Source organism: Pseudoalteromonas sp. SR44-8, from assembly GCF_014163635.1.
Classification (GTDB): Bacteria; Pseudomonadota; Gammaproteobacteria; order Enterobacterales; family Alteromonadaceae; genus Pseudoalteromonas; species Pseudoalteromonas rhizosphaerae.
This window is the reverse complement of the sequence record NZ_JACJDS010000008.1, coordinates 97,684-113,180: the sequence shown is the minus strand read 5'-3', so window position 1 is coordinate 113,180 and position 15,497 is coordinate 97,684. Positions and strand designations below refer to the sequence as shown.

Genomic DNA, 15,497 nt, shown 5'->3' with positions numbered 1-15,497 from the left:
TGCACTTTAGCCAACCAAACCTCGCGCGCCAGCAAGCTTGGCGCCTACGCAGGTTAACTTATCACTGCTGTTAAACCCTTCGTGGCTAAAGCCATCTCCTACATCCACTATTTAACCTCTGTGCAGCGCGAAGCGCCTCTGTGCTTTCGGTGGTGATATTCACTTTTTGCCCTAAAGGGCGACCTACTGTTTAAACTGGTAATCTTTTATATAACGATAATCAAATTCAGTGTCGTCTAACACTTGGCAGTGGTCGTTAAAATCATCGCTGAGCATGCCATAGATATCAATTTTTACTGATTGTTCTTCAATATTTTTAGCAAAGCTGGTGAGTAACTGCCTGCCTTTTTTAGCGTCCATATAACAACCAAATTCATAAATACTGTAAAGCCTTGCAAAGGTATCGCCGCCCTCTTCTGCTTGCGTGATAAGTGCGTCACCTGTTTTACTATCGAGTATTTTTCCTAGTATAAATTGAGCGCGCGGGTTGCTTTTTTGCTCTGCTAAATAACGCAGTATTAATTGCGCTTGATAGCTATCTTGCGGGTAATTACCTAAGTAGCGCCCTTGAACATCAAACTGCCTACCTGAATAGTAAGCAAAAGCATAAGTAAGTGCTTTATGCTGGCTTATTGCAGCGAGCGCTTCATCACTGGTATCAATGTGCTTATCGCGAAACTCGGCTGCACGCGCTGCTTGCTGATTTTTTTCATTTTCCATGTACTGTACCTCTTGAAAAATGAGCACCGCAATGGCAACAATATAACCAACCACAAAAGTCAGCACTAGCAACAAAGGTAGAACAACAAACCACCTGTTTTTTAACTTTTTTTGTTGTAGATAATCAGGGCACGCAAAATAAGCATCAAATGCTTTATAGTCATGCATTGAGATGTTGATACGTGATAGATAGGCAGCGCTCCAGGCGCCGAGTACATAAACGCCAATCAAAATAACGGACAGCACATTGCCGCCGACCACTATTTGAAAATCCCATGCGAGTAAAACAATACACGCATGAGACACAAAACCTATTACAGAGAATAATCGTTCATAGCCACGACCATGAAACCTAACAGCTAAACCTATTAACGCGCCGCTGAGCCATAGCATAACAGCGCCTGCTGCTGGCTTTAATTCATAAATAAATACCCACAGCACTAAAATGGGTATACACCAAAAGACTGTGCCTAATGCGGCTGCCAATGCATTTTGTTTTGTTATTTTTTCGATTACATTGTTTTGAAAGTTGCTCTGAGCTGACACGGTAAATCCCTATACGATTGTAAAAATTGTTAATATATTCTATTTCTAACTTCAATACATCCCCAGTACAACGCAAAGTATAAGTAGCAACTTGCTGAACCCCTCTATACTCCCTCCTATCTCATTTTTTCTGTTACTAATCGCACTTTAGTAAATGTTAATAACAATTAAACTATTAACACGCTACTCTATTTACATCGTGTTTAAAAAATTGGAGTCATCATGAAGACGTCTTTTTACACCAGTTTAGCTATTGCTATGGTCAGTTTATCTACCTTGCAGGCGTGTGCGCAGCAAGCGGAACAAGAAATCCCTGTCGCTAAAAGCGCTGATAAGTATCAGCTTGAATTAGTTGCTCAAGGGGTAAATATTCCTTGGGGAATGGCGTGGCTTAACGGGAAAGATTTATTAGTAACAGACCGCGCTGGTGAGCTTAGGCTAATTCGTAATGGCAAACTGCTAGAACAAAAAATTGCAGGGCTGCCTAACATGCATGCGGAAGGTCAAGGCGGCTTATTAGATATCGAGCTTGATCCTAACTTTAAAGATAATGGCTGGATCTACTTTTCTTACTCAGGTTATGAAGGCGATGAAGAAGGCTACAATACATCCATTATGCGTGCGCGCTTAAAAGATATGGTACTAGTCGACTCGCAGCTGCTGTTCGACGGCACGCCAAACACCACAACCAGCAAACATTACGGCTCGCGTATTGAATTTGATAAAGACGGTTACTTGTACTTTTCGATTGGTGATCGCGGCGCGCGTGATGTTCACCCACAAAGCTTAGAGTATGATGCAGGAAAAATTCACCGTATTAATAGCGATGGCTCAATCCCTGAATCAAACCCATTTGTAAACCAGCCAAATGCACGTAAGAGCATTTACTCTTACGGCCATAGAAACCCGCAAGGCATGGCTATGCATCCAGAAACGGGGGCAATTTGGAGTCATGAACACGGTCCTCGCGGTGGTGATGAAATCAATATTATTAAAGCGGGTGCTAACTACGGCTGGCCAGAAGTAACTCATGGCATCAATTACATTGGTACCAAAATTACTGATGAAACAAGCCGCGAAGGTATGCAACAACCCGATTGGGTGTGGGTGCCGTCTATCGCCCCTTCTGGGATGGAGTTTGTTACAAGCAGCAAATACCCGCAGTGGCAAGGTCATGTGCTTGTTGGCGCTATGAAGTTTGCACACTTAGTATTGGTTGAACTTGATGGTAATAAAGTAACGGGTCACAGCAAGCTATTTGAAGGTGCTGGCCGCGTGCGCAGTATTGCAACCCACCCTAATGGCGATTTATATCTGGGTATTGATGGTATGGGAATTTACCGTATCGTGCCTAATAGTAAAATCTAACGATTAATACACGCAATGTGATGAAGCCCTCTAATTGAGGGCTTTTTGCATTTTTAGATGGTTTGGATGTATTACTGCGGCCCTGTACCGCCGTCAACTTGACTGCCTAAGCTATTGGCATTGTCTAAACTGTATGGGTATAACTGAATATCGTTAAAGATGTTAGCGCCATTGTCGCGATACTGATCAGTTGCTGATACGCCAGTATACACATTTCCTGACGCGCTAAAGTAGCCTGAGCCTTGGTTCCAATGTGGTTTTGCACTGTTTTCAAAGTAATTGTTTTCAACTAATACTTCAGCGCCATTACCTGCGCTAATTGCAAAATAAGTAATATTTTTCCAATAGTTATTAAACATGTGTACACGTGAATTATAACCATCTACTTTAGGGTTGCGCCCTGCTGCAGTGTCCCAAAAGTTATGATGCGCTGTGACTTGTGAGTTTTTGAATAAATGAGTGTACCAATGTTGGTTAGCACACACTTGCGTATTATAACCATAAAAGCGGTTCCAGCTTAAAGTGACATTTTGGCTATTGCCAATATCAATATAACCGTCACTAATTTTATTAAACGCCATATGATCAATCCAGATGTGGCTACTGTCATCAACAGAAATAGCATCCCCCGCTTCAACTAATGCAGGGTTAATATCTTCAAGTAAAATATTACGTATGATGATATTTCGATCATTACTGATCACTAAGCTTGCGCCGATAATTTTTGAGTTTTTCCCCAATCCTTCAAGGGTTTTATTTGAGCGAACACGAAGACGAGAGTCATTACGTGTAACGTTAACCGTGTTGTTGGAGCTGCTACCTAATTCACTACAACTTTGGTTACCAACCGGTAAGCGATACCAGGTTTTACCGTAATCGCCCCATGTGCCACAATCGAGTGGACATGCTGCAACAGTTCGGTTTGCCGTATGGCAGTTAATCGTTGTATTGTCAGGAACTTGAATAACCGCTGTTGATGTTGAGTTTAATGCGGCTGTTAAAGCACTGCAGCTAGTAACAATCGTCGGTGATACATTACCGCCACCTGTGGTGGTCGCCAGACCATCGCTGCCTGGTTGTGCTGCAAAACCAATTAAACCAGCTGTTGTTTGGCCGCCACCACTACTGCTACCACAACTACCTGAAACAGGGTTAATATACCAGCGCTGTGAACTGCCACCCGCATCATCATTTTGATACACATTGGCACCGTTTTGCGAACCCGCCACAGTTAATGACTTTTGCGTAAGTTTATTAACAATATTAAAGCCTCCCGATGAAGACAACTTCAGCTGCCAACGTTGATTGTCACCTTGCCAATCGTCATACACCACAATATTAGCACCATTAGACTGTGACGAGTTGAGTACATCAAGTACTTGGTTATTATGTTGCGAACGAATAGTCCAGTAACCATCACTGCCTTTAGTAAAAGCAAACTTCTGGTTTGTCCCCCCCCAATATTGATAGCTAATTACATCCGGTGCGCCACTAGTATCAGACGTATTTACATCTAATGCCAAGCTAGAGCCACGGTTAATTACAGAGTAAACCTCACCTGAGGTGGGCATAGTTGTACAATTTTCTGCCAATGTAGCAAAGCTACAAGTAGATAACAGAAGTAAAAACAAAGTCTTTTTCCGTTGTATCAGTGTTGTCATAACGCTCATTCTTTTGCTCCAATTTATGCCATTCCTTGAATGGTGTTGTGTAAAATGCAAATCCTGCACTTAGGTACAAACAGTTAATAATTATCGTTTGCGCACTTATATTAGGATCATTTATATTACAAATAAAGCTAATTGTTAAATAAAAGTAAACTACAGTCATTATCGACGTGAGATTTTTAAAGCTTAAGAGCTAAATTAGTATTGAAATTCGCTAATTTTAGGGTGTAAATTAATATATCAGCGACTTATACCGTTTTATTATTGTGTAATAGTATGACAAGTCTTTAGCGAGGTACGACTACATTAGAAACAAATCAAAAAGTCGTTTTTTTACAATTCTTTTTATTTATCCGTCAATAAACTAGCTAATAGTTATTTATCGATTTGGAACTATTATGAAAAGAGCGAATTACGTTAATATCGAACCCGAGTTAATGACCTACTTGATTGATCAAGAAGCACTGATCAAACAGAAAGTCGAGGCTACCTTTGGAGTGACAATTTGGGAGCTGCTAAAACTAAGAGCGTCACAGTTAAACCAATGCGCGTATTGTTTAGCCATGCATAGCAAACAAGCACTGGAGTATGGCGAGAGCATTAACCGCATTATTGCCCTCAATGCGTGGCAAGACACGCCACTTTATAACGATAAAGAACGTGCTGCATTAGCGCTTTGCGAGAAGTTGACTTTGTCACAGAACATTGATGATGACTTTTACCAAACACTTTCAGCATTATTTGATCAACCAAGTTTAGTTACCCTCACCGTAGCAATTAATGCTATAAATAGCTGGAATCGTATGGTGAAAATGTTTAAACCGACAGTCGAGTTTAATGAACGATAAACTATTTACAGCCCAACGGGCGATATCGCTGATTATGTACAAGCAGTTTGGTTTGCAAGCGCCCAATCTTCAGGGGAGAGTTGGCTCCCCTGCGATGGCGCAAAAGGCGTTATATTTTTGCTATCTGGGCGTCTTAATTTAGCTGGAAAACCATTAAATTCCCCTATTTCATGCAAACCATATCAACACAGTCAGCAAAAATAACGTTTACTGCTGACTCCGTTTTTTGTGGGATCCGGTTTAAACCCACTGGACTTGCCCATTTACAAAAGGTAAATCATTCGCTTGTGGCGCCTGCAACCTTAACAGGTTTAGCACAGGCGCTTGACCAATATGCTAACTTAGATTCGTTTATTGATTTGTTGTCGGCGCACCTCAATGCACCAAAAATACACCATTAGGCTATTGAGCACACACAAAAACTGATCCATAAAATAATCAATCTTACCCCACTAAGTACTGCTTACGAGCACACTCCTAAAGGTAAGCGGCAATTAGAGTGCTACGTTAAAAACACCTGTGGCATCACTGCCAAACACCTAGCACGTATTTACAGAGTCAGGCAAGCCAGACAACTTATAAAAGCAAACCCACAGCTAAGCTTGGCACAACTCGCCCTTGAGTGCGGGTTTTCCGATCAATCTCACCTAAACAATGAGTTCAACGCTATTTTACAAATACCCCCTGCCAAATATAAAAAGTTAATCCATCAATAGCTGCTGTTCTATTGCTGCACTATAAACTAAAAAGCCTGCATATTTGCAGGCTTTTCGCTGACTAGCTAACTTTACTCTCGCAAGCTCGCTAACTCTTTACAACACAATAATGCTCGTAACTAGGTAAGCTACAAACGTTAAGCCACCCGCGAATAATGCATACGGCATTTGTGTTTTAACGTGAGTAAGCAAGTCACAGCCGGAGGCAATAGCTGACACCGCACTGGTATCTGATATTGGCGAGCAATGGTCGCCAAATACGCCGCCACCTAAAATTGCCGCAATCACTAATGACGGCGGTAAACCAAGCGCTTGAATTAATGGCACACCAATCGGGATAAGTATTGCAAATGTACCCCATGAGGTGCCTGTTGTGAAAGAGATCACCGCACCGGTTACAAACAACACTGGTACGACTAAGTAAATAGGTAAGTAATCACCCACTAAACCCGCAACAAAAGTGCCAGTACCTAAATCTTTTAAACTGGCGCCGAGAGTCAATGATAGTAATACAATCGCGACTAACGGTAATAACTCACCCATGCCTTTAAAGCCAATATCAACCAGTTTATGGTGAGTAAATTGACGAGAGCTTACCATTAATAAGTAGGCGACAACGCAAGCTAAAATAGTTGCATACAATACCGACTTAGAGCCACTGCCGCTGGCAATATCACCATTACCTGACCAATACATAAAGCCGACCATGCTACCTATTAAAGTAAGTAAAGGAACCAGCATATAACGTGCTTTAGTGCCTGTTACTTCTTCTTGCAGCTCTGTTTTTTGGTGCTCTAATTGCTCTTCAGCCTTTTTAAGCGGGCCGTGTACTTTATCAAACGAGATAGTGTAAAACACAATGAGTAAGGTGATGATGGCGTAAAAGTTATAGCCTATGCTGCCCCATAACACCGAGACTGCCGACTCTGACAGTTCATAATTACCAAGCAAGCCAAGTATGTATGCCCCCCAACCATTAAGTAAAATCAAAATACACACAGGAGCACTGGTACTATCAATAATGTACGCTAAGCGAGCACGGCTCATTTTAAATTTATCGAATAAACCCCGCGATAAAATACCCGCAGTCAGTACACTTAAGTTAGATTCTATAAACACCGCAATGCCTGAAAACATGGTTAAATAACCTACTTGGCGTTTGCTCTTTGCCACACCTTTGTTCATCAACACATTTACTGTTGCAGCCACACCGCCCGATTCGCGTATGTAAGCAAGTAATGCACCGATTAAGATACTAAAAATTAGGATACGACTATTACCTGGCGAACTTGCTACGCTCACCACGCGCTCTATGGTATTTATAAATGTATTAAAAAGTGTATTACCGTTACCTTGCAAGGCCAGCAAAAACTCTGAAGAAGCAACAGCGACAAGTAGCGCCATAATGACTTCTTTGCGCCAAAATACGATCAAAATCGCAATTAGTGGCGGTAAAATTGAATACCAAGACATACTGTAACCTTTTTTGTGGTGAGTCTATGACTCACTCTAATTATTATCAGGCCTTTGTTATAAAGGCTGGAACAAACTCATTAGCTTAATCTGTTCGTCAATAAACACAACTTAAATCGATTAGCGATAAGCTGAACACTGCCATTTAGATCAATGCTTATTTAATATTGCTTCATAAATTAGCGAAACAATTGAGCCATATTTACCGGTTTCAAACTTTCTCCCCATAAATTCATAATCTGTTTCATTCCCTTCAATCGGGGTATGGCGAGCATTGGTAAGCAAAATTATCGCCAAGTCATAAGCGGGATCAATCACAGTAACCGTGCCCGTCCAGCCAGTGTGACCATACGCTTGTGGGCTCGCGTACGGGCCAAAATGCCATTGTAAAGCACCGTTACCGGCACGACGCCAACCTAAACCATAACTTTCATCGCTGGCTTGCGGGGCAATGAATTGCTCTAATACTTGCGGGGTAAATATTTGCTTATCACCATAGCCACCGCGATTCAGCAATAACTGCGCAAGCACAGCTAAGTCTTGACCTGTACTAAAAAGTCCTGCGTGACCTGCGACCCCACCTAAGGAATAAAATGCTTTTTCGTCATGTACTTGTCCTTGTAAAACGTCGGTACGAACATTATCAAAGCTGATCCGTCCGTCACGAGTGTTTCCCATTAACTCAGTGGCAGCTATTTGGTTTTTTATAAAGCCCTTTTGCAATGGATTATAAACGGTGTGGGTTAAACCAAGCGGTTGATAAATTTGCCCTTCAACATAATTATCCAGCGACTGCCCGGAAAGTCGCTCCACTAATACACCGAGTAACATGTAATCAATATCTGAATATAAATGTTTAACGCTACGACCCGCAACAAATGGCACGCCTGTCAGTAATAAGTTTTTAGTACGTAAGCTATTTTGTGAAAAGAATCGCTCACCAAACTTATTATCTTTACGATGAAAATCAACTACCGCTGGATAACCTGCACTGTGGGTCAGTAAATCTTTGACTAACCGCTGCTCACGGCCCGCCCCACGAAACTCAGGTAAGTAATAAAATAGCGGTTTTTCTACATCAACTTTACCTTCACTGGCTAATTTCATTAACGCTAAATTTGTGGCAAACATTTTTGAATTAGAGGCAATATCAAATAATGTATCGCTTTTCATCTGCTGTGGCTGCTCTAATAATGAGCCATCAGCAAGGTATTTTTTAGCATCTCCATAGTGGCTTAATTTAATTAACTTACCATCTTTGATCACTGCCAGTACGGCACCGGGAAATCCTGCCGCGACTTCTTCGTTGATCAATTTATCCACGTTATTAAACTGCACTGACTTTACGGGCTTAGTTACTAAAGTTGGGTAAGAAAAACGTAATGTTAAATTAGCCCCTTCAGGCTGCACATTTTCAACCTTGAACGTATTTGTGCCGTTGTGAGTCCGTTTAGATAAGCTGTATTTGTAGCTATTATTTGCCATAAGTGGCTGAGCAATATTTATTTTTTCACCATTGATAAAAATATCCGCGCTCGTTGCGGTGTTATTTTCAATGATAATTTCGCCTCGGCCTTTATAAGCTTTAAATGTACCACGGTCATTAACCAGTGCCCGAGAACTTGGATTAGGATTTGGTACCTGCAGCACAACCTGCGCATTTGCTAAAGGCTTAATAATCGGTTCTGGGGCAAGTTGCTGTTGTTGATATTGCAACATTAACTTAGCTGCTTTTTTCGGAAAGTACTTCTCCATCAAAGCAAACAATACCGCAGCGCTGCGCGCATCTGCATTACCGCTTACATGCCAAGGTAAAAAGTGCATTTGAAAGGCACTTAATGTATCAAGGGTTTGTGGATCAAGTTGATTAGTCACGTGTACATCATAACCATAACCACGTAACGCTTTTTGCATTAAACTAATGGATGGTTTAACTAAACTAAATTGCTGCCAATATTTATCAACCGTGTCACTGTCATACCATGCACCAATACCAGCTTGGTACAATTGATACCATGGAAAGCGCGGACCTGGATCGTTTTTTCGTGTAGGCGCTATATCGGAGTGGCCTACAACTTGAGTTGGGCCAATATCAGGATTACGGGCTAAAATACCTTTACTGAGCTCGATCAATAACGCTATTTGTTTAGCGTCAAAATCGGGGAAAATACACAGTTTTGAGGCGTCATTTTCCATTTGCTCATCAGATTTAACTTCAGGATAGTGACAGCTTGGTACGTTAACAATTTCGATACCAATTGATTGATCATTTAAATCTTCGCGGCCTTGCCAAAAGCTTGTCCCGGCATGCCACGCCCTATCATGTTCATCAACTAGTTGAATTACTTTTAATTCATCCTCAGGGTAGCTAGGATCATTTAACTCTGGTAATAAATAATGAGCACTTAAACCACCTTCATCGACTAAAGCACGCATCGATTTTTCATAATCAATAGCGGTGTAATGCATGACTAAAAACTTAACACGATGACTGTAATTGGCAGATTGTGTAAACTCGTAAGGTGTTGAAGCGCAACTAGTCAAAAGTGCGGCAGTTGTAACTAAACAAAGTTTTTTAAACCAAGATAAAAACGTCATAGCCTTCTCATTGCTGATCAAAGTAAATAAGCGCAATTCCAAAACCACGATTAGCGGTATGTGCTTTTAGTAAACAATACATTAAATAAACCCAGTTCTCATATTGTTATTATAGTTTGGACAACTCGATTTGAGTTGTATAAACCAAACCCTATCACAGTAAAATGATTTGTAAATAATTTATTTCAACAAGAACATTAAATAAAGATATTTTATCCCACCATAAAACAGTGCCCAAGCGACTAGCAAATAAATCTGTTAGTTCGTACTATTGGTGTTGTAAAATTAGATAATTAAAACTATATTATTCCAATTATTCTTAAACAATATTCCAAAACTTAATTGCGGCTATTGGGAATAATTTATTTTTTGTACGCCAAGGAACAAGAGTAAAAACAAAGATGGTTACATTTGAACCTAGAATAAGTACAAATTTATTTCGATTAATGCTATAAATACGCCAAATATAAAAATAAGCGGGTAGTATGTCTACATTTGTAAAAATTAAAGCCTTACGTCAGTCCCTATCGAGCAGCGAAGCTAAGCTAGCCGACTTCACATTGAACTCAGCTAATGCTATTCGTAATCTTTCGTCTGTAGAGCTGGCTAAAGTTGTCGGCGTGAGCCAGTCAAGCGTTGTAAAATTTTCGCAAAAACTGGGCTACAAAGGCTTTCCAGCATTTAAGCTGGCTGTCATTGATGCACTCAATGATGAAACATCAGAACCAAAACTGCATGGTAAAATCACCTTAAGTGATTCACTAGAGCAAATAGCAGAAAAGCTACTCAGTAGTAAACTTGCTGTGCTTACTGAAACAAAAAACCTCAATGAAGCGCTAGCCATTGAACAAGCTGTTAGCTTGTTAAAATCAGCTAAACGAATTTTAATTTGTGGCTTAGGGGGCTCAGCTCTGGTGGCTAAAGACTTCTCCTATAAGTTGCAAAAGTTAGGCATGCCTGCCATAGCTGAACCTGATGGTCATGCGCAGCTCGCCTATGTATCAACCTTTGCAAAAGGCGACTTAGTTATTGCGATCAGTGAATCGGGTGTCACCAGAGAAATTGCTGAAGTGGTAAAGCAGGCTAAGAAGAACGACAGTTACGTGATCTCTGTCACTAAATTTGGTAGTAATCCTGTTGCTGATCAAGCCAATGTTAGGCTTTACTCTGTGGCAGAAGAAGAGTCAGTCCGTTTATCATCGATACTTGCCCGTACTGCGCAAGACTTTGTTATTGATATTCTATTTATCGCTTTAACGCAATCGAGTCGTCAAGGTCGTAAATTACTAGAGCATTCAAATGACGTTGTTGGTGAATTTAGAAATCACTAACCAACGACATCCTAAAGAATTAAGGCCACTATTGTGGCCTTTCTTATTATAAAAACCACTTTAACAACAGCCGTGCAATAAATAACCTATCTCTCGTTTGCTAATTTATAAATTATTTATTTATTCCATGCCAACCAAAATTTTTTAGTTCATAAACAATAATTATTATTGTAACTCCAACAGTATTGTTCCAACTCAATAAAAAATCCCCCTTCTTTAGAATGAAAAACACAAAAACATGTCATTTCAATATATTAAATATGATTAACTGCGCTAAAAATCGCGAAAACACTCCCCCAGCCTTACGCTTATATTGACAAAAAATATAACGAAACCAGTTTTTATATATTTTATTTATAAATTCAACGCAAATAAGGAAGAACTTATTCTTGACCATTAATAGCAACGCATGTTTAATGGAATAGCAACAATTGATCAAAGTTTATAACTCTGTTTGGGGAATCAACAAAGTTCAGAGCTATAAGTTAATTATAATAAGGACGGGGAAAACAATGAAAAAACAGGTACCAACCTTCACTATAAGCTCGTTAGCGCAGGCCACACATCGCGCTCTGCGAGTGCCAAAAACTGCAATAACCACCGCTATAATAGCAGCCTCGCTAGCAAGTGCTCCTGCATTCGCGAATTTAAACGGTAGCATTAAAGGTAAGGTAAAAACCGAGCAAGCAAACCAACCACTAGCGGGTATTACCATTACTGCACGTAGTAACGTCATGCCAAAAGCGCGTACGGTGGTAACCCGTGAAGATGGCAGTTATGATCTCCCGCAACTAAAACCAGGCACTTATGAGCTGACCTTTGAAGACAGCAGCGGCGTTACACAAACAATAACTGTTGATGTACTGCTAGAGCAAACCTCAAGTGCTAATGTTGTTCTTGGCGGTAAAAAAGATAATGTTGAAGTAATTACAGTGACAGGCAGTAAATTATTTCGACAAGGTAAATCAGCACTCACAAACTCATTAGGTGAAGAGGGAATTAATAATGTCCCTGTAGGTCAAGATTACCGAGACCTTTTAAAGCTTGTCCCTGGTATAGAACTTTCGGCAAATTCAACGTTGGGCCCATCAGCTGGTGGATCAGGTGTTGATAACTCATATGGCTTTGATGGTGTTAATGTGTCATTGCCGATGTATGGAAACTTAGCTTCAGAGCCATCAACACACGATGTTGCCTTTGTTACTATGGACAGAGGTGGTGCAAAAGCGGTTGGCTTTAATCGTTCTGGTGGCTTTTCAATTGACACAGTATCAAAATCTGGTACGGATGAGTTTCACGGTAATATAGAATACAAAATACAACCAAAAACCTTTGTTGCAACGCCAGTAGGTGCAGAGAGCTTTGAACTTGATAAAAATTGGTTAACCGCAAGTTTAAGCGGTCCACTGATTGAAGATACATTATATTTTTATACCTCTTATTACCGTCCTGAAGCGACCAAAGCAAACAAAAACACAGCCTATGGCGAAGTAAAAGATTATGAGAGTATCCGCGAAGAATACTTTGGTAAATTAACCTGGGCACCAACTGATGATATTTTGATAAATATCTCACAACGTACCTCAGATAAAGAAGTTAAAGGTGATTCGATTGATGCTTACGAGATGGACACTGTATCTGTCGGTAGTAAAGCTGATCAGGATATCTTTACTTTAGATGGTTCATGGATTTTAGGATCAGCAACCACACTTTCGTTCCAATATAGTAAGTTTGAATTAGAAACAGCCTCACAACCTGATACACCATTGAGTGTAATCCCTTCTTTATCAAGCCAACTTGGTATTGATGACTTAGCTCAAATGGGTTATTTCTCTGTCCCAAGCTTAAGAAGTTATGACCCAGATGAAGGATTTAGCGAAGCACAAATCGCCGCATATAATGCTGGCGCAAATGCATTAATTAATACCTATGGCTATCTTGAAGACGCAGTGATGAAAGGCGGTGGCGGTGTTGGTGCATACGCAACTTATGATAATCAAAACTTCTACAGAGATTCTTTTGAAATAAACTTAGAGCATGAATTTGATTGGGCCGATACTTATCATATACTCCATTTTGGTGCTAAATGGGAAGAAGGCGAAGAACAACTAACGCGCCTATCTAATGGTTGGGGACGTATTTCTTATTTAGGTGGTTTAGTCGATGCAGATGCAGACACCGAAGGTTTTGACCCCGCTGATGCCGTTTACCGAGCCCATGTACAACAGATGAGTTTAGCAACAGAAGGCGGCAATACTGTTTCAGGGATAAACTCTAAAACTCGCAGTTTAAACTTTGAAATAAACGACACGATTGAACATGGAGACTGGACTTATAACTTAGGTCTATTAATAAGCCAAGACACTTGGTATGGTCAAGGCTTAAAAGCTAAATCAGGTACTATTTCCGGTTATGAAGTTGCCCCCGGTCACAAGTACCAAATGTACCAAACCGACTGGAAAGATATGCTACAACCTCGTTTAGGTGCAACATGGACTTATTCTGATGAGGATTCCGTATTTGCAAACTTTGCGATTTATAATCCTGAAGCAAGTTCATTATCTCGCGCAGCATCATGGGATCGAAACACTCGTGCCGAAATTGAGTTATTACTCGATGAAGCCGGTAATATTTTATCCTCTTCACCTAGAAAAGGTTCATCTGGTAAAGTATTCCAAGATGATATGAAACCACGTCGTATTAACGAATTTACTATCGGAACCACTAAGTATGTTGGTTCTGACTTAGTATTACGTGCCCATGTTCGTCACCGTAAAGGCATGCACTTTTGGGAGGATATGCCAAACAATGCGCGCCTAACTGATTACTCAGGTGTTGATGCCGAAGGTGTACCACAACACATTGCAGATAAAGGCTTATATGTAGCTAACTTAGCTGATATTCGTGACGAAATTGGTGGTTCGTCTTATGTAATTGCAGAGGTTGATGGCGGCGAAACCAAATACTGGGAAGCGAGTATTGAAGCCGAATACTTGGGTGAGAATAGCTACGTAAACGCTTCATATGTATGGAGTCACTACTATGGCAACTTTGACCAAGATAACACCACAACAAGCAATGATGCGAATAACTTTATTGGTTCATCTTACTATGGTGATGGCCGTGGTCGTTATTCATGGGATAACCGTTATGGCACACTCTCAGGTGATAAACCTCACCTGTTAAAAGTATACGGTTACTATACTCTTCCTTGGGAAGCTAACTTAGGGGCGTACTTCGTATTCCAATCAGGTAAAGCATGGGAAGCATGGGATGGAACAACATATGGCTACCCTACAAGCCATATTAGCCGCTATGCAGAGTCTGCTGGTAGTCGTCGCACTGCTAGCCATTGGCAACTTGACTTAAACTATACGCAAAACTTTAAGTTCTCTGGTGATATGGAACTACAATTTCGTGCTGATCTCTTCAACGTATTTAATCGTCAAACAGGTTATAACAAAAACCCGTATGTACTTGAAGAGAAATTTGGTGAATCGCGTAGCTACTACAATCCACGTAGCTTGCAGTTATCAGTTAACTTTAAGTTTTAATCTTATGGATTAAAGTAAGCGCTCAATGGGCGCTTATTTCCCCATCCATGGTAAGGCCACAATTGTGGCCTTTTTTATTCCAAAAATACGCGTATTACTGCATAAATCGCTGTTCGTCGCTAATTTCACATTGTGCTATTTCTATTGGTTGATTACTTCTATCAACCAGCCAACATTCGTCATAAATAGAGCAATAGCACAGCTCGATTGCAACCTGTTCATCCATTTTAAGAATTTCTGTTAAATAAGCCTTATCTTTTATGGAAACCGCACTAAAATTCGCTTGACTTGGTAGAATACGTGTACCGATATGTGATTGAACTAAGTTCGTTGCAGCTATAAAATCAGACCATTTCTTAATGGGCTTCTCATTATAGGTTACTTTGGCATATTTAATAATTGCCGGACCTGTGCCGTTATTCATTATACCGTAACTAAATAGCCCATCCTTAGGTGAAAAACTCCTATACAACTCAACTCTCGGCCAAACCGAAGCCCTTGCATAAGAGCGATCAATCATCGTTGAGTAAATACCTATTATTGTTGTAACAACGCTTATCAATAACGCTGAAAAAGCAACTATCATTTCCGGCTTTTTATACCAAATGTCTTTTTTCATTATTATTCCTTTAAATTTTATTTATAGAACATACAGTTGAACTTTTCTAAGCGCAAT

At 40.4% G+C, this 15,497-nt stretch carries 10 protein-coding genes; 5 read left to right on the top strand and 5 right to left on the bottom strand.

The window, feature by feature from the left end:
• Window positions 1-183: 183 nt before the first annotated feature.
• Window positions 184-1,266 carry a hypothetical protein gene (locus H5183_RS05775; protein WP_182731164.1) on the bottom strand — a complete coding sequence of 361 codons (1,083 nt, stop codon included), beginning with the start codon at window positions 1,264-1,266 and terminating at the stop codon, window positions 184-186.
• 222 nt (window positions 1,267-1,488) lie between these two features.
• Between H5183_RS05775 and H5183_RS05770 the strand changes: the two genes are divergently transcribed.
• Window positions 1,489-2,634 (top strand): PQQ-dependent sugar dehydrogenase, encoded by a 1,146-nt coding sequence (locus H5183_RS05770; RefSeq protein ID WP_182731163.1) that lies wholly within the window; start codon window positions 1,489-1,491, stop codon window positions 2,632-2,634.
• A 71-nt stretch (window positions 2,635-2,705) separates the two neighbouring features.
• On the opposite strand, the gene H5183_RS05765 is transcribed toward H5183_RS05770, so the two are convergent.
• Window positions 2,706-4,295: an RICIN domain-containing protein gene (locus H5183_RS05765; RefSeq protein WP_246175538.1), complete on the bottom strand. Its 1,590-nt coding sequence runs from the start codon at window positions 4,293-4,295 to the stop codon at window positions 2,706-2,708.
• Window positions 4,296-4,699: 404 nt separating this feature from the next.
• Between H5183_RS05765 and H5183_RS05760 the strand changes: the two genes are divergently transcribed.
• The gene (locus H5183_RS05760) at window positions 4,700-5,149 is read left to right on the top strand and encodes a carboxymuconolactone decarboxylase family protein (RefSeq protein WP_145240875.1); all 450 of its coding nucleotides are present in this window, start codon (window positions 4,700-4,702) and stop codon (window positions 5,147-5,149) included.
• 404 nt (window positions 5,150-5,553) lie between these two features.
• Window positions 5,554-5,865 carry a helix-turn-helix domain-containing protein gene (locus H5183_RS22010; protein WP_182718041.1) on the top strand — a complete coding sequence of 104 codons (312 nt, stop codon included), beginning with the start codon at window positions 5,554-5,556 and terminating at the stop codon, window positions 5,863-5,865.
• Between the two features lie 96 nt (window positions 5,866-5,961).
• Here the strand turns inward: H5183_RS22010 and H5183_RS05750 are convergent, their stop codons facing one another.
• Together H5183_RS05750 and pbp4b are read right to left on the bottom strand one after the other, a co-directional pair.
• On the bottom strand, window positions 5,962-7,338 hold the full coding sequence (locus H5183_RS05750) for a Na+/H+ antiporter NhaC family protein (RefSeq protein WP_182731162.1): 1,377 nt from the start codon (window positions 7,336-7,338) through the stop codon (window positions 5,962-5,964).
• A gap of 150 nt (window positions 7,339-7,488) precedes the next feature.
• Window positions 7,489-9,936, bottom strand: coding sequence for a penicillin binding protein PBP4B (gene pbp4b, locus H5183_RS05745; RefSeq protein WP_182731161.1), 2,448 nt, complete (start codon window positions 9,934-9,936; stop codon window positions 7,489-7,491).
• Window positions 9,937-10,421: 485 nt separating this feature from the next.
• Between pbp4b and H5183_RS05740 the strand changes: the two genes are divergently transcribed.
• Both H5183_RS05740 and H5183_RS05735 read left to right on the top strand, forming a co-directional pair.
• Window positions 10,422-11,267, top strand: coding sequence for a MurR/RpiR family transcriptional regulator (locus tag H5183_RS05740; protein WP_145240869.1), 846 nt, complete (start codon window positions 10,422-10,424; stop codon window positions 11,265-11,267).
• Between the two features lie 512 nt (window positions 11,268-11,779).
• The gene (locus tag H5183_RS05735; RefSeq protein WP_182731160.1) at window positions 11,780-14,821 is read left to right on the top strand and encodes a TonB-dependent receptor; all 3,042 of its coding nucleotides are present in this window, start codon (window positions 11,780-11,782) and stop codon (window positions 14,819-14,821) included.
• 94 nt (window positions 14,822-14,915) lie between these two features.
• On the opposite strand, the gene H5183_RS05730 is transcribed toward H5183_RS05735, so the two are convergent.
• The gene (locus H5183_RS05730; RefSeq protein ID WP_182731159.1) at window positions 14,916-15,440 is read right to left on the bottom strand and encodes a hypothetical protein; all 525 of its coding nucleotides are present in this window, start codon (window positions 15,438-15,440) and stop codon (window positions 14,916-14,918) included.
• Window positions 15,441-15,497: the final 57 nt, after the last annotated feature.